The 23,606-nt window shown below is 69.8% G+C and carries 17 protein-coding genes; 5 read left to right on the top strand and 12 right to left on the bottom strand.

Annotated features, from left to right (window positions below):
- Positions 1-18 precede the first annotated feature (18 nt).
- Complete coding sequence (locus E4T13_RS18840; RefSeq protein ID WP_137179810.1) at positions 19-8,496, top strand: Ig-like domain-containing protein; 8,478 nt, start codon at positions 19-21, stop codon at positions 8,494-8,496.
- 4 nt (positions 8,497-8,500) lie between these two features.
- Here E4T13_RS18840 and E4T13_RS18835 read toward each other — a convergent pair whose 3' ends face one another.
- The 4 genes from E4T13_RS18835 to E4T13_RS18820 are packed head-to-tail and all read right to left on the bottom strand — an operon-like array spanning position 8,501 to position 12,229.
- Entirely contained in the window at positions 8,501-9,274 is a 774-nt protein-coding gene (locus E4T13_RS18835; RefSeq protein WP_137179809.1) for a class I SAM-dependent methyltransferase, read from the bottom strand.
- Positions 9,271-10,044: an ABC transporter ATP-binding protein gene (locus tag E4T13_RS18830; protein WP_137179808.1), complete on the bottom strand. Its 774-nt coding sequence runs from the start codon at positions 10,042-10,044 to the stop codon at positions 9,271-9,273. The genes E4T13_RS18835 and E4T13_RS18830 overlap by 4 nt, the downstream gene beginning before the upstream one ends.
- The gene (locus tag E4T13_RS18825) at positions 10,041-11,108 is read right to left on the bottom strand and encodes an iron ABC transporter permease (RefSeq protein WP_206030221.1); all 1,068 of its coding nucleotides are present in this window, start codon (positions 11,106-11,108) and stop codon (positions 10,041-10,043) included. Before E4T13_RS18825 ends, E4T13_RS18830 begins: the two co-directional genes overlap by 4 nt.
- Positions 11,105-12,229: an ABC transporter substrate-binding protein gene (locus E4T13_RS18820; RefSeq protein ID WP_170985072.1), complete on the bottom strand. Its 1,125-nt coding sequence runs from the start codon at positions 12,227-12,229 to the stop codon at positions 11,105-11,107. Before E4T13_RS18820 ends, E4T13_RS18825 begins: the two co-directional genes overlap by 4 nt.
- 183 nt (positions 12,230-12,412) lie before the next feature.
- Between E4T13_RS18820 and E4T13_RS18815 the strand changes: the two genes are divergently transcribed.
- Positions 12,413-12,637: a bacterioferritin-associated ferredoxin gene (locus tag E4T13_RS18815; RefSeq protein WP_137179806.1), complete on the top strand. Its 225-nt coding sequence runs from the start codon at positions 12,413-12,415 to the stop codon at positions 12,635-12,637.
- A gap of 34 nt (positions 12,638-12,671) precedes the next feature.
- On the opposite strand, the gene E4T13_RS18810 is transcribed toward E4T13_RS18815, so the two are convergent.
- From E4T13_RS18810 to E4T13_RS18795, 4 genes are all read right to left on the bottom strand, one after another.
- Positions 12,672-13,118 (bottom strand): helix-turn-helix domain-containing protein, encoded by a 447-nt coding sequence (locus E4T13_RS18810; RefSeq protein WP_137179805.1) that lies wholly within the window; start codon positions 13,116-13,118, stop codon positions 12,672-12,674.
- A gap of 118 nt (positions 13,119-13,236) precedes the next feature.
- Entirely contained in the window at positions 13,237-13,614 is a 378-nt protein-coding gene (locus E4T13_RS18805) for a cytochrome c family protein (RefSeq protein ID WP_206030220.1), read from the bottom strand.
- Complete coding sequence (locus E4T13_RS18800; RefSeq protein ID WP_240791193.1) at positions 13,611-14,855, bottom strand: c-type cytochrome; 1,245 nt, start codon at positions 14,853-14,855, stop codon at positions 13,611-13,613. Before E4T13_RS18800 ends, E4T13_RS18805 begins: the two co-directional genes overlap by 4 nt.
- Before the next feature lie 176 nt (positions 14,856-15,031).
- On the bottom strand, positions 15,032-15,583 hold the full coding sequence (locus E4T13_RS18795; RefSeq protein ID WP_137179804.1) for a superoxide dismutase family protein: 552 nt from the start codon (positions 15,581-15,583) through the stop codon (positions 15,032-15,034).
- Between the two features lie 450 nt (positions 15,584-16,033).
- On the opposite strand from E4T13_RS18795, the gene E4T13_RS18790 reads away from it, so the two are divergent.
- Both E4T13_RS18790 and E4T13_RS18785 read left to right on the top strand, forming a co-directional pair.
- Complete coding sequence (locus tag E4T13_RS18790; RefSeq protein ID WP_240791192.1) at positions 16,034-16,780, top strand: phosphatase PAP2 family protein; 747 nt, start codon at positions 16,034-16,036, stop codon at positions 16,778-16,780.
- 32 nt (positions 16,781-16,812) lie between these two features.
- A complete protein-coding gene (locus E4T13_RS18785; protein ID WP_137179803.1) occupies positions 16,813-17,748 on the top strand; it encodes a lipid kinase in 936 nt (311 codons plus the stop codon).
- 23 nt (positions 17,749-17,771) lie between these two features.
- Here the strand turns inward: E4T13_RS18785 and E4T13_RS18780 are convergent, their stop codons facing one another.
- The 3 genes from E4T13_RS18780 to E4T13_RS18770 are packed head-to-tail and all read right to left on the bottom strand — an operon-like array spanning position 17,772 to position 20,829.
- Entirely contained in the window at positions 17,772-19,277 is a 1,506-nt protein-coding gene (locus E4T13_RS18780; RefSeq protein WP_137179802.1) for a tripartite tricarboxylate transporter permease, read from the bottom strand.
- Entirely contained in the window at positions 19,274-19,765 is a 492-nt protein-coding gene (locus E4T13_RS18775; RefSeq protein WP_137179801.1) for a tripartite tricarboxylate transporter TctB family protein, read from the bottom strand. The genes E4T13_RS18780 and E4T13_RS18775 overlap by 4 nt, the downstream gene beginning before the upstream one ends.
- A gap of 53 nt (positions 19,766-19,818) precedes the next feature.
- On the bottom strand, positions 19,819-20,829 hold the full coding sequence (locus E4T13_RS18770) for a tripartite tricarboxylate transporter substrate binding protein (protein ID WP_137179800.1): 1,011 nt from the start codon (positions 20,827-20,829) through the stop codon (positions 19,819-19,821).
- Positions 20,830-20,984: 155 nt separating this feature from the next.
- Between E4T13_RS18770 and E4T13_RS18765 the strand changes: the two genes are divergently transcribed.
- Complete coding sequence (locus E4T13_RS18765) at positions 20,985-22,721, top strand: FAD-dependent oxidoreductase (protein WP_240791191.1); 1,737 nt, start codon at positions 20,985-20,987, stop codon at positions 22,719-22,721.
- Position 22,722: 1 nt separating this feature from the next.
- Here E4T13_RS18765 and E4T13_RS18760 read toward each other — a convergent pair whose 3' ends face one another.
- Positions 22,723-23,523 carry a shikimate dehydrogenase gene (locus E4T13_RS18760; RefSeq protein WP_137179799.1) on the bottom strand — a complete coding sequence of 267 codons (801 nt, stop codon included), beginning with the start codon at positions 23,521-23,523 and terminating at the stop codon, positions 22,723-22,725.
- Positions 23,524-23,606 lie beyond the last annotated feature (83 nt).

Here is a 23,606-nt window from a genome sequence, read left to right as displayed (position 1 = left end):
GGGACAGGCTGGACCGCCATGGGAACAACCTACCGCGACGGCTATGTCTCACTCCTGGACTCGGTAATCTTCGAACCCTCGGGTGGACAATTCGGCGGCAATCAACCGCCGGAGCCCTATCATGAGTTCTTTGGCGTGGGCCGCCCGACGCCTTTCGGCGGGCCGTTCAGCCTCGGCGGCGCGGTCTCCGCGAACCTCCCCTTCATCGGCAATGTCGAGCTGTTCCGGGCCCGTTTGTTCGGCGAGTTGCGCGCGGTCTTCGGCCTCGACATCACCGCCGCCTTCGACCCCGGCTCGATCGATGCGATCCTGCCGTACGACCTCGCGCTGTCATTTCCGGATCTGGATCCGGTCGCGGACAACAACGAGATCGTCTCGATCTACTTCGCCGGCACACCGGATTTCGGCCAGGACTCCGGCTTCACCACCAGCTTCCCGAGCCTGCGCTTCCAGCTCGACCTGGTCGCCGCCCTCGATGTGCTGCTCGCAGCCGAGCTCGGCGTCGCCGGCAACAACCGGATCTACAAGCTGGCCGATTTCTCGCCGAGCACGACCATCCCGCTCATCTCGGTGGACACGGCGCGACAGACCGCGGAAGGCGCGGCGGACCCTGTCAACCTGCTCGGCGTCACCACCGAGGAGCTGGTGGACATGGCCGGCCTCGACCCGGCCTACGACGCCAACGACCAGTTCGCGGGCATCAGCGTCCCACTCAACACCTTCGTCTCCTCACCGAAGGCAAAGGAGAAGCCGAAGGCCGAGGTAAAGGAGGAAGGCGAGGAGGTCCCGCCCAAGGATGACGAGGAGGAGGAGGAGGAGGAGGAGGAGGAACCCGATCTTTCCGGCATCGATCTCGGCTCCATCGACATCCTCGTTCCCAGCATCAACACCGCTTCGAAATTGCTCGACGGCGTCTTCGTCACCGACCCCAGGCGCAAGCTGCTGAACGGCGAGATCGTCGAGGACCTGGATGCCGACGGGAACAACATCGCGGAGGGCAACAAGGACGATCTCGCGCGCCTCGTCCTCGACGTGGACGGGCTCATCACATTCGCAACCGGCGGCGCCTTTCCCCCGCTCGAGTTCGGCTTTCCGCCGCTGGAAGGCAGCATCGGCCCGCTCAGCTTCTCGGCGGGCTTCTACTACAACCTGTTCGACGTGGAACTCGAAGCGGTACTGCCGCTGGTGCAGGAATTCACCCTGACGCCGGAGCTGCGCACTCGCCTGAGCTTCTATGCGCTGAACGATGACGGCAGCAAGGGCGCGGAGAAGTTCGTCGACGTCGTGCAGGTCGAGCGGCAGCTCGTCTACGACCCGACCGGCGTCTTCCAGGACGCGGCGGTGCAAGCGGAGCTGCGGGACCTGGCGTCGCAGAACCTGACCTATGCGCGGGATCTCGAGCTGTTCGTGGATTTCGAGGACGGCATCCCCGGCGCCTTCACCGGCCAGACCGGCAGCATCGGCGGCCGCATGGTCTGGCGGCCTGCCGGCACGACCGAATGGCTGGACCTCGATGCGGGGACGGTGATGGCGCGCAGCGCGCCCATCCTGGGCGAAGACCAGACGGTCGAGCTTGATCTCAGCGGTGTCGAGGTCGGCTACCGCATCAGCCGCGGCAGCGGCGCCGGCGCGCAGATCGAGATCATCCCGGTCGCCTTCGATCCGTCGGACAGCCTGTATCGCCAGCAGGTGGCGGAGGTGGTCTCGCCGCTGCAGCAAACGCCCTTCCTGCGCGACATTGGCGCGCTCAGCCTGCGTTACGACGGCGAGACCACCTTCGTGGAGGTGGAGACGCAGGCCTATCCGCTGGCCACCAACCGTACCGGCCTGGAATTCGACCTCTCGCTGCTGCTCTCGGGCCTCGCGGCCAGCGCGGAATTCGATGCCAGCATCGACATCGGACCCTTCACCCTCGGCGCCGGCTTCGACATCGATCTCGGCCCGCTGTTCCGCGAATCCTTCCCGCTGCTGAACCTCGAGATCGTCGATCTCTACAACAAGGCGTTTCGGCTGCAGGACAGCCACCTGGCGAGCTTCGTGCTCGGCGCCGAGCCGCCGGCGCCCGAGTTCGGCGACGCGATCCTCGGCACGCCGCAGGCCGACACGCTGGACGGCACGGAGGGCGACGACCGCATCATCGGCTTCGCCGGAGCCGACAGCATCCGCGGCCTCGGCGGCGCCGACACGATCGAGCCCGGCGAAGGCGCGGCGACGATCGAGGGTGGCGACGGCCAGGACGTGCTCGACTTCGGCGGCCTCGACGGGCGCGTCCTCAGCGGCGACCTGTCGGCCACCATCCGCGCGGGCGAGCGCGCCGGCGTGGCCGTGTGGGCCGGCTCGCCGCCCGAAGGCTTCGTCCCCTATGTGGTCCTGCGGCCGGGCACGCCGCAGGCGCCCGTATGGGCAGTGACCTTCCTCAGCGACATCGAGCGCCTGCGCCTGACCGACGCGGCCGACCTGGTGCGCATCGACCAGGTCGCTGACGCGCTGGGCGCGCTTGCCGAAATCGAGACGCTCGGCGGGGAAGACGAAATCCTGCTTCGCCAGCTCGACCTCGTGCTGCGTGCCGGCGCCGGCAACGACCTGGTGATCATCGGCAATGGCGGATGGCGGGCGGGCAGCATGCCGGGATTGCTCGATGGCGGCGAGGGGGAGGACTGGCTGGAGCTTGTCGCGGACGGGCCGAAGCTGCCGACGCTCATCGACCTGTCCCTCGGCATCGTCTCGGACGCCGGCGGCGTGATGGCGGAGCTCACCGGCTTCGAGAACCTGCGCAGCGCGCTCTCGACGCCGACGCGGCTGATCGGCGACGCCGAAGGCAACCGGCTGGAGGTGGCACCTTCGGCCGCCGACACGCTGGATGGCGGCGACTTCAACGACTTTCCGATCATTCCCATCGGTGCCGCGACGCTGGAAGGACGGGATGGCAACGACACGCTCACGGGGGGCGACGGCAACGACCTGCTGATCGGCGGGCGCGGCGCCGACTCCATGGCAGGTGGACTGGGAACCGACCGGGTCAGCTATGCGGACGCCCCGACCAGCGTGTTCATCGACCTCGATGTCGAGGGCATCGGCCGCGGCTATCGCGGAGAGGCGCAAGGCGACCTGCTGACCGGAATCGAGCGCGTCACCGGCACGGATTTCGACGACATCCTCATCGGTTCCACCCGCACGGAAACGCTGGATGGCGGCGGAGGCAACGACCGGCTCGCCGCGCAGGGCGGCAATGACATGCTGCTCGGCGGCAGCGGCGACGACCTGTTCGCCCGTGTCCTGCTTGCCAATGCGGAAGCGGCGAATGTCACGGGCAACGGCAATTTCGTCGGCGGCGACGGCTTCGACATCGCCGCCTTCGAGGTGAACAACAAGGTTCTCACCGGCAGCGTCGGCGGCAAGGGCCGCTACAAGACGATCACGGAGAACATCTTCGGCGACATCATCGGAACGACCGACCGCGACCTGACCTTCACGTACAGGGTGACCGACGCACCTTATCTCTCCGCCCGGCTGGACGAAGGCGGCGCAGCCGGCTTCGCTTCCATCATCGCGCCGGAGCTGCGCTCGCAGATCTGGCTGACCTCGGTCAGCGGCAGCGGCCGCTTCGACTACACGCATAGCGGCTTCCTCGGCATCGAGACCGGGTGGAACGACGGCTATGCGCCCGTGAGCGAGATCTATTCGGGCTTCACGCGAAGCGCGATCATCGGTTTGAGCATTCCCTTGCCGCTTGCGCAGGGGCAGACGCAGGCCGATTACCTCGACAAGCACAACGGCAACGACGACATCCGGAGCAGCAGCTACTCCGGCTCCGTGCTCAGCGTGAACACCGCGACCTCGCTGCGTTCCGCCGCCACCACCCTTTCCTACGATACGCTCCAAGGCATCGAAGGCATCATCGGCACGCAGAACGATGACCGCATCTTCGGCAATTCGCGGGACAACGCGCTGTTCGGCAACGGCGGCGACGACTATATCGAAGGCGGTGCTGGCGACGACCGGCTCGGCTTCGGCCAGGGCGAGAGCCTCTCGAACGATTTCTCCTTCCCCGGTCAAGGCGGGATCCCCCGTCGCGGCGGCGGCTTCCTCGGCCCGACCGGCGTGCCCACGCTGCTGAACCAGCTCCGCGGGCTGGATCCGGACGCCACCACCACCAGCGCTTCCCCGCGCGTCAATGTGGGCGAAGTAAAAGTCGGCAGTTCCAGCAGCATCACCGATTTCGGCTCCTTCCTCTGGGGCGGTGCCGGCAGCGACACGCTCGATTTGCGCTTCGACCGCGGCCTCAGCTTCTACCCCTCCGTCGCGCCGACGGCGCGCGCCGTGGTGGACCTCGATGCGGCGCCGGCCAACACCACGATCAGCACCGTCACCGGCCAGCGCGTGGTCTATGGCGAGGCGAACTGGCTGCGCGGTAATGACGACCTCATCGAGAAGGCGACGCTGTTCGGCATCGAGAACGTCATAGCCAGCGCCGCCGCGGACACGCTGCTCGGCGACGCGCGCGACAACGTCTTCGAGGGTATGGGCGGCGCCGATTCCATGGACGGGCGCGGTGGCTTCGACACCGTCAGCTACGCGCTGGCGCCGGAAGGAGTCACGCTGAACCTGATGGCGGCGGGAAGCGGCATCGTGCTCGACAACCGCGGCCTGGGCCTGCCCGCGGGCAATCATGCCGCCGGCGATCAGGCGGCGAATGCCGAGCGCTTCCTCGGCTCCGCGCATGCCGACACCGTGCTGCTCGACCTCTCGCTTGCACCGATCGTGGCGGAACCCACCATTGCCCTTCAGATCGACGTCTTCGATCTGAGCGAAGGCGGCGCAGTCCGGCGGGTCGAGTTCGATTATCCCGCCCGGTTCCTGCAGACTGCCCTGCCGCCGGGCGGGCCAGTCACCGAGCTTGACCTCGGTGCGGGCAACGACACCCTGACGCTGCTCGGCATCGGCCCAGCGACCATCCTGCTCGGATCGGGCGACGACAGCGTTCAGCTGACGGGCATGGGGCAGACGATCCAACTCGGCGACGGCGCGGACACGGTCCATGTCGGCCAGACGCCTGACGGCTCCTACGAACTCCTTCCCGTCGATCTCCGCACCACGGTCATCGACGGCGCCGAGAACACCGGCGTCGACACCGTGGTCTTCGAGGGCGAAGGCCTGGTGCAGCTGATCCTGACGCCGGACGGCGCGCGCGTGCTGCGCCTCGGCGACCTGATGTTCAGCCCGCAGATCGTCACGCCGCAGCAGATCATCGACTTCAACGGCGTGAGCAGCCTCTATGCGCCGCAGGACAACACGCCGATCGCCCTGGGCGCGATCCCACCGATGGACCATGTCATCGAGCTGGCAGATGCCGCGCCGGCGATCTTTGAGCTGATCGGCGTCGAGCGCGTCATCATCGGCGGCGAGGAGATCCGCCTCGACAGCCTTGATCCTGTCGTGCAGGCAGACCGCAGCCTCCACATCGCCGAGGATGCGCGCGAGCCGTTCGGGCTGAATGCGCGGGCGCCCGCGGCGGAGGTCGCGGCCGGCGCCCTGTATCGCGTCGTCGCGCTGCCCGGGACCGCGCAGCTGCTCCGCCCCGATGGGACGCCGCTCGCCGTCGGCGACAGCTTCGCCGCATCCGACCTGGCAGCGCTGAAGGTTCTGGCAGGCCAGGATTACGGCACCGCGGCGGATACCTTCACCTATGCCCTGGAGGGCGCGGCGCCCGGCACGCCCGACCGCGTGCTCGGCCTACCGCCAGACCCGCCGGTTGCCGGCGTCGCGCTGGGCATCGACGCGCCCTTCGATCCGCTGGGCCATGCCCTGACCATCACGGTGACGGAACTGCCGACGCAGGGCACGGTGTTCTTCCGCACGCCCGACCCCGCCTTCGCGGGAACGGGCCTGACCGTGCTGATCGAGCAGGTGGTGGCGCTCGGCGACACGCTGTCGCCGGAGACGCTGGCCACGCTGTACTACCGCGGGCCCAGAGACGGCTCCGGCGACATGGGCAGCTTCGCCTATGTCGCGACGACCGGCCTCGGCTTCCGCGAGCTTGCGGGAACATCCGGCGCCGAGATCGCGGGCGAGGGCGTGGATCCCCTGACACGCGACGGCATCGCCACGCAGCGCGTCGCGATCGCCGTGACGCCGGTGAACGACACCCCTGACATAGCCTCCCTGCTCTATCCGCTCTCCCCCGGTGGCACGCTGGATGGCGATGTGCTGGCCGCGGACGCGGAAGGCGACGACTTCTCCCTCTCGCTGGTCAGCGGCCCCAGCTTCGGCACGCTGGACCTGCTGCCGGATGGCGGCTTCACCTATGTGCAGGATGCGCCGCTGGACTTCGCCGGCGCCGAGTACCTGGAGGATGTCTTCGTCGTGCGCGCGACGGAGACCGGAAGCGGCCTTGCTTCGCGGGACGCGACGCAGGTGCTGCGCATCGTCAACCCCGCCACCTGGGCCGTGATCGCATTCGACACCAGCCGGCCGGACGTGTTCTTCGACGATGAGGGCGATCCCATTCCGCTGGGCGGTCTCGGCACCGATGACGAGGTGATCGGCCATTCCGGGCCGGATCAGCTCTTCGGCTTCGGAGGCAACGACACGCTGCGCGGCCAGCAGGGCGACGACACGCTGGATGGCGGCGACGGCGCGGACACGCTGTTCGGCGGGCCTGGCGCGGATTCGCTGAGCGGTGGCGAGGGCAATGACAGGCTGATCGGCGGCCCTGGCGACAACACCCTGGCCGGGGGCGGCGGCAACGACATCTACACGGTGCTCGCGCCCGGCGATGTCGTCGAGGAACAGGCCGATGAGGGCCGCGACCTCGTGCTGACGAACATCGGCTATGCGCTGCCGGCGCATGTCGAGGATCTCACGTTCTTCGGCGACGCCGCGATCACCGGCACCGGCAACGACCGCGACAATGCGATTCTCGGCAATGACGCAGCCAACCGCCTCGATGGCATGGCGGGCGACGATACGCTGGATGGCGCCGGCGGCGCGGACACGATGGTCGGAGGCGACGGCAACGACACCTATGTCTACGAGCCCGGCGACATCCTGCTGGAGGGCGTGGATGGCGGGACGGACACGGTGCATAGCCGCGTCTCCTTCACGCTGCAGGGCCAGTTCGAGAACCTGGTGCTGCTCGGCGCGGACACGATCGACGGCACCGGCAATGCCCGCGACAACCTCATCATCGGCAATGCGGCCGGCAACCTGCTTTCCGGCGCATTGGGCAACGACACGCTGATCGGTTCTGGCGGCGCGGATCGGCTGATCGGCGGCGAGGGATCCGACAGCATGGAGGGCAATGGCGGTGGCGACGCCTATGTCGTGGACACGATCGGCGACGTCATCAGCGAAGCCGCGAATGGCGGGTATGACGTCGTCCTGGCGCTGGTGGACTACACGCTGCCCGCGAATGTGGAACAGTTGATCCTCGGCAGCGCCGCGCTGCAGGGCACCGGCAATGCTCTTGCCAATCGGCTCAACGGCAACAACGCCGCGAACCTGCTGCGCGGCGAGGACGGCAATGACCGAATCGATGGCGGGCTCGGCGCCGACACGATGGAGGGCGGCGCGGGCAACGACCTGTTCGTGGTGGACAATGCCGGCGACCGGGTGGTCGAGCTGCCGGGCGGTGGCGTCGACATCGTGCAGGCGCGCGTGAGCCACACGCTGGATGCGGAGGTCGAGAAGCTGGTGCTCATCGGCAGCGCTGCCGACGGCACAGGCAATGCGCTCGGGAACCTCATCATCGGCAATGCCGGTGCCAACCGGCTGCGCGGCGAAGGCGGCGACGACATCCTCGATGGCGGGCTCGGCGCCGACACGATGGAAGGCGGATCGGGCGACGACCTGTTCCTGGTGGACAATGCCGGAGACATGCTTGTGGAAGCGGCCGGCGGCGGCGTGGACACCGTGCAGTCCCGCATCAGCCTGGTCCTGCCGGAGGAGGTCGAGAACCTGGTCCTGCTCGGCAGCGCCACGGACGGCACGGGCAATGCGCTCGCGAACCGGCTGCTCGGCACCGCGGCGGGCAACCTGCTGCAGGGCGCGGATGGCGAGGACAGCCTGTTCGGCTTCGGCGGCGCGGACACGCTGCTGGGCGGTAGTGGAGCCGACCGGCTGCTCGGCGGCCTCGGCGGCGATGTTCTTGCGGGCGGCGCGGGGAACGACACGCTCGCCGGCGAAGCGGGGGCGGACGCCTTCCGCTTCGACGCGCCGGATGAGGGCGAGGATCTCATCCTCGGCTTCGCGCCCGGACAGGATGCGATCTGGATCTCCTCGGCCGGCTTCGGCGGAATGCTGCCGCTCGGCACCCTGGATGCGGCGCGCCTCGCGCCGGGCGCGCCCAATGCGGCGATGCCGCAGTTTCTCTACGACGCGGCAACCGGCGTGCTGAGCTGGGATGCGGATGGCAGCAGCGGGGGGGCGGCCGTCGCCATCGCCACCCTCGCCCTGCAACCGGCGCTGGCCGCGACGGATATCCTTGTCGTGGCCTGACCCGTCAGGCGGGCTTGCGCGCGGACAGCGCGAAGCGCGTGGGCGCCAGCAGGCGCAGCTTCTCGGCCAGCGTCACGTCGCGCAGGCCGCGCAGGTAGATGCGCGTCACGTTGAGTGGCCGCGGCTCGGCGAAGCCGGCGCGCAGAAGGTCCTCGGTGAGCCGCGCGCAGGACAGGCCGGCGCTGTAGTGCACGCGGGCCAGGATGGCTTGGTGCGTCTCCGCACTGGCCGTGCGCGGCGCGGGCGGGCCGCCGAGCGCTCTCGCCAGCCGGCGCAGCAGCCTGCCGCGCAGCGTCTCGCCCACGAAGTCGCCATCCACCACCAGCAACCGCCCGCCCGGCTTCAGCACGCGCCGCCACGCAGCGAATGCGGCGGCGGGATCGGTCAGCGTCCACACCAGGTGCCGCGTCACCGCACCGTCGAAGGCGCCATCCGGCAGCGTGGCCAGAGTCTCGACATCCGCAAGCCGGCCGCTCCAGCCGCGCCTTGCCAGCTTCGCATGGGCGCGGTCGAGCATCGGCTCCGCGAAATCCACGCCGGTGACCTTGGCGCCCTGTTCGAGCAGCATGCGGCTGACCTCGCCGGTGCCGCAGGCCAGGTCCAACACGCTGCGGCCCTGCAGCGGGCCAAGCCCCTGGGCAAGCAGGCGATGCCAGGCCGCCGCGTCGGCATCACCGATCCGGTGGCCCGCCGCGGAGTCGAAGCTCGGCGCACGATCGGACCAGTAGGCCCGGATCTCCTCCTTGAGATCGAAGTTCCGCCCCGTTGCCTGGGTCATGGCAGCGCGGCGTCGATCAGCAGCGTGCCATGGCGCGAGGTTTCCGTGTGCAGCCGCACGCCATAGGTCCTGCCGCAGACGGGATCGCCGAGCACCGAATCGGGCGTGCCATCCGCCACCACCGTCCCGCCATCCATCAGCAGCACGCGGTCGGCGTGGCGGGCAGCGAGCGAGAGATCATGCAGCGCGACGATCGCCACATGGCCTTCGGCGCGCGCGATCTCGCGCAGGAGCCCCAGCGCCTCCAGCTGGTGACGCAGATCGAGCGCGCTGGTCGGCTCGTCCAGCAGAAGCACGCGGGCGGGCTGCACCAGGCCCTGCGCCAGTGCGACGAGCTGCTGCTGACCCCCGCTGAGATCGCAGAGCATGCGGGCCGCCAGATGCGGGATGCGCACGCGCGCGAGGATTGCCTCGACCTTCGCCATGATGCGGGCCGAAGGGCCGGTCGCACCTGCCGTCCGCGCCGCGACCAGCACCGCGTCGAACACGGTCAGCCGCGCGGCGGAGGCGAAGCTCTGCGGCACGTAGCGCACCAGCCGCGTCCGGGCCGCCAGGCCGAGGCCGCAGATCGCCTCGCCGTCCAGCCGGATCCGTCCGGCGCTCGGCCGCTTCAGTCCGGCGACGGTGCGCAGCAGCGTGGACTTCCCCGATGCGTTCGGGCCCAGCAGCGCCGTGACGGTTCCAGGGCGCAGCGCCGCGGCGTTCACGCCGCGCAGCACCGCGCGCCGGCCATAGGCGACGTGCAGATCCTCGATGGAAAGTCCGCTCATCGCGCGACACTCCGCTTCGCCAGCACCAGGGAGAGGAAGAAGGGCACGCCGATCAGGGCGGTGATGATGCCGATCGGGTAGATGATGCCGGGCGACAGCGTCTTCGAGACGATGGACGTGGCCGAGAGCATCGCCGCCCCGGCCAGGGTTGCCATCGGCGCGAACCAGCGCTGGTCCTCGCCCACCAGCATGCGCGCGACATGCGGCCCGACCAGCCCGACGAAACCGACCACGCCGACGAAGGAGACCGCGGTCGCGGACAGCAGCGCGACGAGCAGCAGCACTTCCAACCGCAGGCGGCGCGGGTCCACGCCGAGGCTCGCGGCGCGGTCGTCGCCGAAGCGCATCGCCGTCAGCGCCCAGCGCCGGCGCCAAAGCAGCAGGCCGCAGATCGCCAGCACCCCGGCCGCCACGCTGATGCCGCCCAGGCTGGCGCGTTGCAGGGATCCCATCATCCAGAAGACGATCTGCACCAGCTGAGTCTCGGAGGCGCGGTACTGCAGCAGCGCCAGCAACGCATTGAAAGTGAACATCAGCGCGATGCCGAACAGGATCATCGTCTCGGACGTCGCACCACGCCACAGGGTGAAGGCATGCACCAGCATGGCGGCGCCGAAGGCGAACAGAAAGGCGTTCGCCATCACCAGCGTCGGCCCGGTCGCCGGCAGCACCGAGAGACCGGTGACGATCGCGACGGAAGCGCCCACCCCCGCCGCCGAGGACAGGCCGAGCGTGAAGGGGTCCGCCAGCGGATTGTCCAGGATGGTCTGCATCTGCGCGCCGGCCAGGCCGAGCATCGCGCCGATCACCGCCGCCAGCAGCGCTACCGGCAGGCGAATCTCCCACACGATCACCACCAGCCTCGGCGGGCTGCCCGCCGGATCGAGCAAGGCGCCCATGACCTGGCCGGCGGTCAGCGCGCCGGGGCCTGTGCCCAGATCGGTCAGCATGAGCGCCAGCACCGTCGCTGCGGCGATCGCCAGCAATCCGGCATGGCAGAGCGCGCGGGAGCCCGCCCGGCGCGTGGCGGCGCCGGCAAGCCCCGGCGCCGTCGCGGCGCTCACGCGAGCTGTGCCCAGAACACGCCCGAGAGCGGGATGGGCGAGAAGCGCTCGTGATAGGCGCGCCAGGTGGCATCCGGATCAAGGTCGGCGAAGCTGGCCGGATAGAGCCACTTCGCGAAGACCTGCATCGCCACCAGATGCGCCGGGCTGGTGTAGAATTGATGGTAGATCGAGTAGAAGCGCTTGTTGCGGACCGCCTTGAGCTGCGGCCAGCCAGGCCGTTCCGCCAGCGCGCGCAACGCCGCCTGGACGCGCTCCGGCGTCGCCTCGTAGCCGAAGGGCACGCCGCGCGAGCCGGGCGTGCTCTCCGACCAGTCGGCGCCGGTGCCGATGATGACCTCCGGATCGTCCGTGAAGATCGCCTCCGGATTCACCGTGCCGCCGAGGCCGGGGAAGCGCGCCGCGCCCCAGTTGATGCCGCCGGCATCCTGCAGCATCACCCCGAGATTGGCGTTGCCGAAGGTCATGCAGCAATTGTTCGGATCGATCCCGGCCGCGCGCTCCATGAAGACCGTGGTTCGGCGGGCAGGCGGCAGGTTCCAGACGCGCGACGAAACGCGTCGCGTCTCCCGCAGGTAGAAGTCGTTGAAGGCGCGGGCCTCGTTCTCCAGGCCCAGAAGCCTGCCCAGCACCTCGATGCTGGGTGCCGTGGTATGCGAGGCCTGCTCGCGGAAATCCACGATCGCGGTCGGGATGCCCGCGCGCGCCAGCTTGCCGATGGTGCCGGTCGCCTCGATCCGCTGATAGGCGGAGAGCGGGAACAGCACGAGGTCGGGGTCCAGCGCGATGGCCTGCTCCGTGCTGAAATCCGCATTGACGGCCGAACTGAAGCGCCGGATCCGCTCGGCCTGCGGGAAGCCGGCCTTCAGCTTGCGCCAGGTGGCCGGGTCATAGAGCACCATGTCCTCGGCCCAGCCCACGATGCGCTCGAAGGGGGCGCGCGGGACCAGGGTGCTGAACCCGTACATCAGCCGCCCCTCACCCAGGATGATCTTCCGCGCCGGCGCGCGCAGCGTCACGCTGCGTCCGGCGATGTCGGTGACCTCGATGGGCGTGGCGCCACGCGCCGGCGCGATGCCGGAAGCGGCGAAGCCGGCCGTTGCGGCCAGGCCTGCAAGCATCCTGCGCCGCGTGGGCGAGCCAAGGGCTGACGTTCCGGCCATCGCGATGATCCTCGGGCGGGCGCCTGCACGGCGCGGGCGGCAAGCATTACTGCGAGTGAGTCTCATTCACAAGATGGCCTGAGAGGCACTTTAGCATGTTGCGACTCACTCGCAATTGCGGTAGATCGACACGGCCAGCCCATGCGGTCCGCCAGGACCGCCCACACAACGCAGGAGATCGCCGGCGTGTATGTCTGCCTCTGCAATGCCCTGACCGACGGGCAAGTCCGTGCCGCCGCGGCTGCGGGCGCGACCCGGCCGAAGGATGTCTTCGCCACCTGCGGCTGCGGGGCGCAATGCGCGAACTGCACGCGCCTGATGCTGTCGATCCTGCGCGAAGGGCTCGCCGCCAACGCCGCATCCTGAGCGGCGCTGCGATCCCGCCGCCGCAGATCGATGGCTACCGGCCGGCCTGCGTCCCGTGGCCGGGATCGCTGCAATGGCCGTGCCCGAAATCGGCCAGTGTCTCGATCACGCGGCAGTCGCCGATGACGCCGCCCGCACAGCTTTCCGCCATCCGGGCCAGTTCCGCGCGCAGCGCGGCAAGCCGCCGCATGCGGGCATCGATCGCGGCGATCTGCGCGATGGCCAAGGCATGCGCGGCGCCACAATCGGCGCCGGGATGCTCGGCCAGATCCAGAAGCGCGCGGATCGCCTGGCTGTCGAAGCCGAGTTCCCTGGCATGGCGGATGAAGCCGAGCCGGCGCAGATGAGCCTCGCCATAGCTGCGATGGCCGCCGCCGGTGCGGGACGGCGGCGGCAGCCACCCCTCCTGCTCATACCAGCGGATCGTCGTGGGCTTCACACCCGTGGCGCGGGCGAGCTCGCCGATCGAGAGTCTTTCCATCACGCTGCGCCTCCATCCGGGCTGATGACACGGAGATAGAGTGGCCCCGGCTCCGAGGCGACGACCAGACGCGAGCGGGTTTGCGAAGGCGTGCTCGCCCTCGGCCCGAACTGCGCCCTCACCGCAACGTGTAGAGATAGGACGCGATGTCACGTGTCTCGCGCGCACTCAGGCGGAAGGCAGGCATGGCGGTGCGTGGATCCAACCGCGGCGCATCGGCGATCCATTGCACCAGCACGGCGGGACGGTTCGGAAACTGCCCGGCGATGTAGCCGCGCCGCGCGAAGCCGTGCAGGGTCGGCCCGACGCGACCCCGGGCCGGCCGCACCCCGGGTATCGCATGGCAGGCACCGCATTCCAGCCGCGCGATGATACGCCGTCCGCTTACCGGATCCCCCTCGACCAGGGCTGACGCTTCGCCGACGTCGCCCGGACCGCAGCTGGCGAGCCACACGAGGCTGCACAGCGCCGCAGCCCACCCCGGCAGGATGTTCATTGCCCGGCCGCCGGCCGTGCGGCGTACCACGCCGCCACGGCCTGTATGCTGGCCTCGTCGAGCGGCGCGCTCGCGGGCGGATTGCGCGGGTCCATCCCGACGGCGCGCGCCATCACATGCGCCAGCGGCGTCTCGCGACGGCCGCCGCGCACCCCGCTCATCCACAGCCGCAATTGCTGCGCGATGTAGGAGGCGTGCTGCCCTTCAAGCCGCGGATAGAGCGGCTGCGACGGGCCCTGCCTCGGGCCGTGACAGGCCGCGCATGCGGCGACGCCGCGTTCGCGCATGCCCTGCAGGGCGATGCGCTCGCCCAGCGCGCGTTGCTCCGACGGCGCCACCAACTCAGGCAGCCGAGGCGGCTGGCTGGCATAATGCTCTGCCAGCAGGCGCATCTCCGCGTCGTTCAGTTCGGCTGCGACCGGCTGCATGATGCCACTCGGTCGCACACCCAGCGCGTAGCCCTTCAACGCCTCGTAGAGATAGTCCGCCTCCTGGATGTCCAATCTCGGGAACGCGCCGCTTGCGCCGTCGCCGCCGATGCCATGGCAGCGCGCGCAGGCCGCGATGCCATTGCCGGCGGGGCCGTTCAGCAGCAGCAAGCGCAACCCCTCCGCCGCCTGCGTTGTCTCGGAGGCGGTGTCGCCGAAGGCGAGCGTGCGATAGCGCGACGCATCCATGCCGGGAAGCTGCTGCATGAAGGCGACGACGGACCACACCTCGTCCTCCCGCCCCAGGGCGACCCAGGCCGGCATGCCCGCATATTTGATCCCGTGCCGCACGATCCAGAATTGCTGAGCGGGCGTCCAGCGCGCGACCACATCCGGCAGGTAGGGCGGTTCCGGCAGCATCCGCCGGGTGATGGGATTGCGCGCATGGCCGGGCGCGCCGTGGCAGGGCGCGCAGCCGCCCTGGTAGTGGCCCGCTCCTCGCCGCACCATGGCCGGATCGTCCAGCGGCGGAGCGCGCTCGTCATCGGCGTGCCATTCCACCGACCGTTCCAGCGCGAAGGCCAGGAAGCTGCGGAAGAAGGGATAGTGGCCGGTGCTGGCCGCGACGCTGTAGAAGCCCGACCACGCGAACAGTACCGCGCCGACCAGGGCGGCGGCCAGCAGCCCGAGGATCAGCCGCCAGTGCAGCAGGAGATGCAGCACAAGGTCGCCGAAATCCATGCGGAATGCATCGATCCAGGCGCGCATCCGTGACCGCGACAGCGCGGCTTCGTCGCGGCGAAGTTCCGTCATGGTGCGGCGGGCACCACCGCGAATGGCTCGATCGCAGATCTTCCTCGCACCACGGCAGCGCCCTCCGCGCATCGGAACGCCACGGGTGTGCCTGCCGTTGCTGCGGGGGCGCCCGCCTCATTGGCGTGCTTGGCGTGGCGGAAGGCGAGGCTCCGGAACCGCAATGGGCGCGGCGATCAACCGCGACGTTCGATCACGCCACAGGCTACCCGGCTGCCGGCATCTCCGGCAGGCTGGCTGCGGTAATCATCCGCTTGGCCATGCAGCATCAGCGCCGATCCATCGGAATCGAACAGCGAGCCTTCGCCCTGGCCCAGCGTCACCTTGTCGTTCAGCACCTGCGCGCGCAGCGTGCCGTCCTGGGCGGCAAGCTGATTCGGCATGTCGCCGGCATGGGACCCGCCCTGCACCAGATAGCCATGCTGATTCCCGCGCGGCGCATAATGGCCCCCCGCGGACTGGAAGCCGCCGGATGCGTCGCAGCGCCCGGTCTGATGAATGTGGAACGCATGAACGCCGGGCGAGAGGTTGCGCAGGTCGAGCGTGATCAGCACGCCGGCCGGTGTCTGCGCGAGGTGCGCCGTGCCGACCTGCTGGCCCTGCGCGTTCACGAAGCTCGCCTGCGCCTGCTGCGTGCCGGAGGGCAGGCTCGGCTGCAGGGAGGACTGCGCCGCGGCGCCCGAGAAGGGCAGGGCGACGACCACGGCAAGGCCGGCCAACAGACGCATCGGAGGTCTCCATGTGCTGAAGGGAGAACGCATGTGCGCGGTCCGGCGCCGCTGCGAAATCCGCGCTGCTACGTAACCCCGACTTGATCCAGTGCTGCCGGCGGAGCCGCGCCGCGCCGCTGTCGGCATCGTGAACCGCCTGCCGATCGCGATGCCGTCCCGGCGCGCATGCCTCAACCGGTCCAGGTGGCACAGGTTCCGCGCGCTGCCGCGCTGCGCCGGAACAATGGTTCGCCGCCGGGCGTTGGAGGCCCCCGGTGGCGAAGGAACGCCGCACGAGAGCATGGGGCGCGCTTCGTGGCGAGGATGGTCGGCGACTTTCCATGGCGACGCACGGCGCGGGACAGTGCGGCGACGGTCATGCCGGAAGGTGGCAGCACTGGCGAAGCGAAGCCGACACCGGAAGAGGTGAAGGTCACCAGGCTGCGGGAGCCTCGGGAACCCGGCGCTGTGCCATCGGGCAGACGCAAGCTGCGGTGGGCCGCCGACGCGATCGCGGATCGCGTGGAAGCGCGCACGGTGGTCGTGATGCTGCTGGCCGCCGCCGGAATCTGGGCCTTCGCCGAGCTCGCCGGCGAGGTGCTCGAAGGCGACACCGTCGCCGCCGACCGCGCGCTGTTGCTGCTGCTGCGTGCCCCCGGCAACCCCGCAGATCCGCTCGGGCCGCCATGGCTGGAAGAGACGGGCCGCGACCTGACGGCGCTCGGCAGCACGGTGGTGCTTGCCCTGCTGACGCTGGCCGTCGCCGCCTTCCTGTGGCTTCGCGGACTGCACGGCGCCGCCTGGCTTCTGCTGGGTGCGACCCTCAGCGGCATGCTTGTCAGCTTCGCCCTGAAGGACCTGTTCGACCGACCGCGGCCAGATCTGGTGCCGCACGGCATGCATGTCGCCACCGCCAGCTTTCCCAGCGGACACTCCATGATGGCGGCGGTGGTCTATCTCACCCTGGGCGTGCTCCTCGCGCGGGTCGAACCTCGGCTGCGACTCAAGCTCTACGTGCTGTCGACGGCGATCCTGCTCACGCTGCTGGTCGGCATCACGCGCATCTATCTGGGCGTGCATTGGCCGAGCGACGTCCTCGCCGGCTGGACCATCGGTGCGGCATGGGCCCTGGCGTCCTGGCTCGTCGCACGGCTGCTGCAGCGATCCGGTCGCATCGAGCGGACGCGGAACCAAGCCGGAGCCGGAACGCTTTGATCGCTGCGCGACGTGTGCCGGAGAGAGTTGGAATGAACGCGAGTCTGCCGTCGGGCGAAGCCCGCCGAGCCCTGCTGATCTGTCACGCCAAGAGCCGCGAGGCCCGGCATGCGATGCGCCAGGCGGTGGATGTGCTCGCCGCCGGCGGCCTGCGCCTGGCGCATCACGCCTGGCCCGGGCACGCCGCGATGCCGGATCTCATCCGCCGGATGGCGAGCGAGGTGGATCTGGTCGTGCTGGGCGGCGGCGACGGCACGATGAATGCGGCCGCCGCCGCCATGCGCGACGTCGGGCTGCCACTCGGCATCCTGCCCTTGGGCACGGCGAACGACCTTGCGCGCACCCTCGGCATCCCGCCGGATGCGAACGAAGCGGCCCGGATCATCCTCGCGGGTAACCGGCGCAGCATCGACCTGGGCGAGGTCAATGGCCGTCCCTTCTTCAACGTCGCGAGCATCGGGCTGAGCGTCGCGATCACCCGTGAGTTGACGACGGACCTGAAGCGGCGCTGGGGCAGGCTGGCCTACGCTCTTGCCGCCCTGCGCGCCTTGCCGCGCTTCCGGCCCTTCCGGGTGGAGATCCGCTGCGGCGACAAGGTGGACGTCGTGCGCACGCTGCAGGTCGCGGTCGGCAACGGCCGCTACTACGGCGCCGGCATGGTGGTGGAGGAGACCGCCGAGCCGGATGACGGCCTGTTGCATCTCTACAGCCTGGAGTTCGATCGCGCCTGGTGGCTCGCACCGATCCTGCCCGCACTGCGCCGCGGCCAGCACGGGCGCTGGCGCCAGGTGCGCACCCTCGCCTGCGACGAGGTCGAGATCCACACCCGCCGCGCGCGCAAGGTGGATGCGGATGGCGAGTTGCTCACCACCACGCCGGCGCGGTTCCGGATCCTGCGCCAGGCGGTGGAGGTGCTTGTGCCCGAAGACCAGCCTGATGCTTCGGGAGGACGGGAGCCGGCGCGATAGCATGTGACGGCCTGTGGGGGCCATCAGCCCTGGCGTGTAAGGCGGCCCTTGAGCCCGCGCCAAACTGGCGTCTGGCCCAGCAGCAGAAGCGTCACGGCCAGCGTCAGCACCAGCGAGAGAGGGCTGGTCACGAATTCCAGTGCGAAGGCGATCGGGTCGTCCCCCGCCGAGATCATTGCGCGGCGATAGGATGTATCCATCAGCGGGCCCAGGATCATGCCGAGTACCACCGGGCCGACCTGGAACCCGTAGGTCCTCAGGAAGTAGCCGAAGATGCCGAAGCCCAGCATCCAGTACACATCCACGACGCTGTTCTGGATCGCGTAGGTCCCGACCACGGACAGGATCATGATCAGCGGGATGAGGATGCCCGGCGGCGTCTCCACAACCTTGGCGAAAATCCGGACGCCGGTGAGGCCGAAGATCAGCATGAAGACATTGGCGAGCGTCAGGTTGCCGACGGTGAACCAGAACAGGTGCGGCGTCTCGATCATCAGCATCGGGCCGGGCTTCAGCCCGTGGATGAACAGCGCGCCGATGATCACCGCGGTCACGGCATCACCGGGTATGCCCAGCGTCAGCATCGGGATGTAGGCGCCGCCCACCGCGGCGTTGTTCGCCGATTCCGGCGCAACGACGCCTTCATAGGCGCCCTCCCCGAAGGGCCGGGAGGGATTCTTCACCGTCCGCTTCGCCTGATCATAGGCCATCAGAGCGGCGATGTCGCCGCCCGTGCCCGGCAGCGCGCCGATCACCACGCCGATCGCGGAACTGCGCAGCGACAGCGGCATGTAGCGCCGCAGCAGCGACCAGGAGGGCAGGATGCGAGAGACATTCTGCTTGACCGGCGCGACCTTCAGGTTGTGCAGCTGCGCCAGCGCCTCCGACACGCCGAAAAAGCCGATCATCGCGGCGACATAGGGAATGCCGCCCATCAGCTGCACCGTGCCGAAGGTGAACCGGCCCTCCGCCGTCATCGGGTCCATGCCCACCATGCCGAGCGCGATGCCGAGCGCGCCGGCATAGAGGCCCTTGGCGAGCGATTCGCCGGACAGGCTGCCCACCAGCAGCAGGCCCATCATCGCCAGCAGCAGGTAGTCGCGCGGCGCGAACAGCAGCGCGAATTCCGAGATCGCGGGCGCCGCGACGGCCAGCGCGATGATGCCGACGAAGCCGCCGAAGAAGGAGGTGACGGTCGTCAGTCCGATCGCGACACCGGCCTCGCCGCGCTTCGCCAGCGGGAAGCCATCCAGCGCCGTGGCGATCGCCGCCGGCGCGCCGGGGATGTTCAGCAGGATCGCGCTGCGCGATCCGCCATAGACGCCGCCCATGTAGACGCCGGCGATCAACGCCAGGGCCGGGTTCACGTCCCAGGAGAAGGTGAAGGAGATCAGGATGGAAGCGGCCATCGTGACGGAGAGGCCTGGGATCGCGCCGATATAGATGCCGGCGAAGGTGCCGGCCGCGGTCAGCAGCAGCAGCTTCGGATCCGTCCAGGACATCAGGAAATAGGTGAGGCCCTCGCTCATCGGAACAGCCAACCCGTCGGCAGCACGACGGTGAACAGCACGCGGAACACGAGATACACCGCGGCGAGCGTTCCCGCGGAGATCAGCAGCGTGGCGAGCAGGGAACCGCGATGCAGGTAGAAGATCGCCAGGAACAGGAACACGAAGGACGCAACCGGAAAGCCGAAGGGTTCCAGTGCCAGCATGTAGCCGAGCATGAGCAGCGCCATCACCGCGACGTCCGTCGGCGTGGTGCGTCGCAGGAATTCGCGCGCGGTGCCAGAGCCTTCGGGTATGTGGGCCGGCTTCATCCGATGGGTGCGCCGGATGATGGCGAGCGCCGACAGCGCCATCACGCCCCCGGCCAGCGCCGGGAACATGCCCGCGGCGCTCGGCGAGTACAGCCCGTCGATGCGGTAGCCCTCGGTGGCGACGAAGAGCCCAAACAGCAGCAGCAGATAGCCGAACACCGTCTCGCCCGGTTGCCGCCGGCGCGTGGTCTCTTCCATGGCAAACCTCCCCTTGGCGGCGCCCCGGCCGGGTCAGCCGGGGCGCCCGCTTTTCACGGCCGGGGAATGCCGAGCTCGGCCGGCGAGGTGCGCGCCGCGCCGGCCTCCTGCAGCGTCCAGGTGGTCACGGACTGCCAGCGCTTGAGGAAGTTGTCCGCCTCATCGCCGGAGATGTTCATCACGACGTTGCCGTTGCCCTGCATCAGCTCGACGAATTGCGGATTGGACGCGCCGGCCTTGAACGCGGCAACCAGCTTGGCGCGACGGTCCTCCGGAACGCTGCGGCGGACCCACACACCGTAGAACGACCCCCAGGGCATGAAGCGCGCCAACTCCGGGAAATCCGCGGTCGCGGGCGGCACGCCCGGGAAGCTCGGCAGCGGCTCGGTATTCCATACCGCCAGCGCACGCAGGCGGCCGGCGCGCACATGCTGCGCCGCGGCACCGGAGCCGGCAGGCATGAAGTCGGCGTGGCCGCCCTGCAGCGCCGTCAGCCCCGGCCCTTCGCCATCGAAGGGGATCGAGATGTGGCGGATGTTGCCGAGCGAGGAGAGCATGGAACTGACCACATGCGGCTGGCCGCCCGGGCCGGTGCCGGCCATGCGGATGCGGCCGGGATTCGCCCGCATGTCCGCTACAAGGTCCTTCAGCGTGCGCCAGGGCTTGTCGGCATTGACGACGATGACGGGCACGCCGCGCGCGAGCACATTGACCGCGTAGAACTCGTTCACCAGGTCGATGCGGGACAGGTTCAGCACGCCATACAGCAGCGGATTCTCCGCCGCGTAGAGCAGCGTGTAGCCATCGGCCGGCGCGGTGTGCACCGCAGTCATCGCGATGGCGCCGCTGCCGCCGGGCCGGTTCTGCAGCACGATCTTCGCGCCGAGCGCCTGTTCGACATGCGGCGTGACGGCACGGGCGGTGACGTCGGTCGCCCCGCCCGCGCCCCACTGGATCAGGCCGAGCAGGTCGCGCGTGGGATAGGCCTCCTGCGCCGCCGCCATCCGGCTTCCGGCGAGCAGCGGAAGCGCGGCAAGGCCGCCGAGGCTCCTGCGGGTGATCATGTCTTTTCCTCCCTCGTCCTGTACGGCGGCGGCCCCTGCCGCGCCAAATCGCGAACCGGGGCATCCTGCCGTCAGCCTGCGCCCGTGGGAACCATCCTCTGCCTTCCCTCGGCGCATGCGGCAAGCGTCGTCGCCGAATTGCGCGGGAATCGGGAATGCCCTACCCGGCCGGGACGCAGAAGGGGAAGGGTCCCGGCGACATGGAGACCGAGACGCGCGACGTGGTCGTGGTCGGTGCTGGCGGCGCCGGCATGGCCGCCGCGCTCTTCGCCGCGCTCGAGGGCCTGGACGCCCTTCTGGTGGAGCACACGCCGCTGCTCGGCGGCACCACCGCGTGGTCCGCCGGCACCACCTGGATCCCCGGCACGACCCATGCGGCCGAAGTCGGCGCAGCCGAGGACGATGCGGGTGCCGCCGCGGATTTCCTGCGGAACGCCGTGGGCAACCATTCCAGCGAGGCCATGCGGCAAGCCTTCCTGACCAACGGGCCGCGCGCCGTCGCGAGGCTGGAGGCGGAGACACTGGTGCGCTTCCGCGCGCGGCCGCTGCATCCCGACTACATCCAGGAAGTCCCCGGCGCCTCGCTGCGCGGCCGCGCTCTGGAGCCGCTGCCCTTCGACGGCAGGGTGCTGGGCGCGCGCCTGGCGCTGGTCCGCCCGCCCATCCCGGAATTCACCGTGCTCGGCGGGATGATGGTGGATCGCGACGACATCCCGCATTTGCTGAACATGACTAGGTCCTGGGCGTCCTTCCGCCACGCGGCGCGCCTGCTCGGCCGCTACGCCGCGGATCGGCTGCGCCACAAGCGCGGCACCCGCATGCTGATGGGCAATGCGCTGGTCGGCCGCCTGCTCGCCTCACTCGACGCCCGCAAGGTACCGATCCTGACTGAGACGAAGGTGGAGGAGTTGCTGCACGGGGAGCGCGGCGTGGAGGGCGTGGTGCTGTCCCGGCGGGGCCGGCGCTGGCGCGTGCTGGCGCGGCGCGGCGTGATCCTGGCGACCGGTGGCTTCAATCGCCATCCTGAGCGCCGCGCGTCGATGTTGCCGGCGCCGGTCGCTGCCTTCAGCCCGGCCGCGCCGGGCCTGACCGGAGAGATGCATGACCTCGCCCTCGCGCTCGGCGCGCGCTACGGCACCGGCGCCGCGGACAATGCGTTCTGGGCGCCGGTCTCGGTGCGCCGGCGCGCCGATGGCAGCATGGCGGTGTTCCCGCATTTCGTGCTGGACCGCGGCAAGCCCGGCGTCATCGCGGTGAATGCCGCGGGCCGGCGCTTCGTGAACGAGGCGACGTCCTACCACCTCTTCGTGCGCGCGATGTACGCCGCCCACGCGACGGTGCCGAGCATTCCCTGCTTCCTGGTCACCGACAGCGACGGTCTGCGGCGCTACGGGATGGGCATGGTCCGGCCCGGCGGGCGCGGCCTCGCCGCCTGGCTTTCCGATGGCTACCTGACGGAAGCACCGACGCTGGCCGCGCTGGCTGCGAAGCTCGGCATCGATGCGGCCGGGCTAGGGGAAACGGTGGCGCGCATGAACGCCTTTGCCGCAAGCGGCGAGGATCTCGATTTCGCCCGCGGCAGCACGCCCTATCACCGCGCCAATGGCGACGCCACGCGGGGCCTGCCGAACCCGAACCTCGGCACGATCGGCACGCCACCCTTCTATGCGCTGCGCCTGCTGCCGGGCGACATCGGAGCGGCGACGGGGCTGCTGACCGATACGGATGCGCAGGTGCTGGGGCCGGAGGACCGCCCGATCGGCGGCCTCTATGCCTGCGGCAACGACATGCAGTCGGTCATGGGCGGCGTCTATCCTGCGCCGGGCATCACCATCGGCCCCGCGCTGACCTTCGCCTACATCGCCGCGCGCCACGCGGCGGCACGGGAATAGGTCACGCGCCGCCAAGCAGGAATTCCGCGATCAGCTCCACTTGCGCGGCGAACATGTCGAGGCCGGTGGAGGTCCCGCAGCCCAGGGCCCGCGCCGCGGCGATCAGCGGCGTGACCTCGGGCGCGGTGATGACGTCGGCGACGAACATGTCGGCGCGCAGGCAGGAGGCCGGCACCGGAATCGGGTCCTCGGGCCGCATCCCCGAAGGCGTCGCATTCACCACCAGCGTGCAGCCCGCCGGCTCAGCGGCCGGCAGCGCGCGCAGCCTGGCGCCGCCTGCAACGGGCCGCAGCCGCGCCAGCAGCGCCTCCACCCGCGTCGCGTCGGAATCATGCAAGGCGAGGGACACGACACCGGCCTGCAGCAGCGCCTGGGCAATCGCCGTGCCGGCGCCGCCGGCGCCGACCAGCAGCGCATCGCGCCCGGCAGGATCGCCACCTGCCGCGCGAATCGCGGCCACCATGCCCGCGCCATCCAGCATGTCGCCATGCCAGGACCGATCCGGGTTGCGCCGCATCACGTTGACGGCGCCCAGCAGCCGCGCCCGATCGGTCAGCGTGGCGCAATGCCGGGCGGCCGCGAATTTGTGCGGCACCGTGATCGTCAGCCCATCCAGGTTGCGCGCCGTGCCGGCGCCGCGGACGAAGGCATCGAAATCCGAGGCGGGCACATGGACCGGCAGCATCGCGGCATTGCGGCCACGTGCGACGAAGCTGCGCGTCACGCCGCCCGGCGACTTCACCTGCGCAATGGGGTCGCCGATGATCACGTGAAGCCGCGTCTCGCCATCCAGCGCGATCATCGCCGTGTGTCCCGCTGGCGCATGGCCTGCCCTTCCCCCGTGGTCGCCGCCATTCCACATTGCAGCCGCCATCGGGACAAGCC

It is taken from the genome of Roseomonas sp. AR75, assembly GCF_005222815.1.
Taxonomy (GTDB): domain Bacteria; phylum Pseudomonadota; class Alphaproteobacteria; order Acetobacterales; family Acetobacteraceae; genus Falsiroseomonas.
This window is presented reverse-complemented; position numbering and strand designations above follow the sequence as displayed.

What these genes read in the sequence shown, in the direction of transcription:
- E4T13_RS18770 (WP_137179800.1), bottom strand. Translation starts at nt 20,829, where the DNA reads ATGATCACCCGCAGGAGCCTCGGCGGCCTTGCCGCGCTTCCGCTGCTC.
- E4T13_RS18840 (WP_137179810.1), top strand. Translation starts at nt 19, where the DNA reads ATGGGAACAACCTACCGCGACGGCTATGTCTCACTCCTGGACTCGGTA.
- E4T13_RS18810 (WP_137179805.1), bottom strand. Translation starts at nt 13,118, where the DNA reads ATGGAAAGACTCTCGATCGGCGAGCTCGCCCGCGCCACGGGTGTGAAG.
- E4T13_RS18820 (WP_170985072.1), bottom strand. Translation starts at nt 12,229, where the DNA reads ATGCTTGCAGGCCTGGCCGCAACGGCCGGCTTCGCCGCTTCCGGCATC.
- E4T13_RS18795 (WP_137179804.1), bottom strand. Translation starts at nt 15,583, where the DNA reads ATGCGTCTGTTGGCCGGCCTTGCCGTGGTCGTCGCCCTGCCCTTCTCG.
- E4T13_RS18830 (WP_137179808.1), bottom strand. Translation starts at nt 10,044, where the DNA reads ATGAGCGGACTTTCCATCGAGGATCTGCACGTCGCCTATGGCCGGCGC.
- E4T13_RS18780 (WP_137179802.1), bottom strand. Translation starts at nt 19,277, where the DNA reads ATGAGCGAGGGCCTCACCTATTTCCTGATGTCCTGGACGGATCCGAAG.
- E4T13_RS18760 (WP_137179799.1), bottom strand. Translation starts at nt 23,523, where the DNA reads ATGATCGCGCTGGATGGCGAGACGCGGCTTCACGTGATCATCGGCGAC.
- E4T13_RS18800 (WP_240791193.1), bottom strand. Translation starts at nt 14,855, where the DNA reads ATGACGGAACTTCGCCGCGACGAAGCCGCGCTGTCGCGGTCACGGATG.
- E4T13_RS18835 (WP_137179809.1), bottom strand. Translation starts at nt 9,274, where the DNA reads ATGACCCAGGCAACGGGGCGGAACTTCGATCTCAAGGAGGAGATCCGG.
- E4T13_RS18815 (WP_137179806.1), top strand. Translation starts at nt 12,413, where the DNA reads ATGCGGTCCGCCAGGACCGCCCACACAACGCAGGAGATCGCCGGCGTG.
- E4T13_RS18805 (WP_206030220.1), bottom strand. Translation starts at nt 13,614, where the DNA reads ATGAACATCCTGCCGGGGTGGGCTGCGGCGCTGTGCAGCCTCGTGTGG.
- E4T13_RS18765 (WP_240791191.1), top strand. Translation starts at nt 20,985, where the DNA reads ATGCCCTACCCGGCCGGGACGCAGAAGGGGAAGGGTCCCGGCGACATG.
- E4T13_RS18775 (WP_137179801.1), bottom strand. Translation starts at nt 19,765, where the DNA reads ATGGAAGAGACCACGCGCCGGCGGCAACCGGGCGAGACGGTGTTCGGC.
- E4T13_RS18785 (WP_137179803.1), top strand. Translation starts at nt 16,813, where the DNA reads ATGAACGCGAGTCTGCCGTCGGGCGAAGCCCGCCGAGCCCTGCTGATC.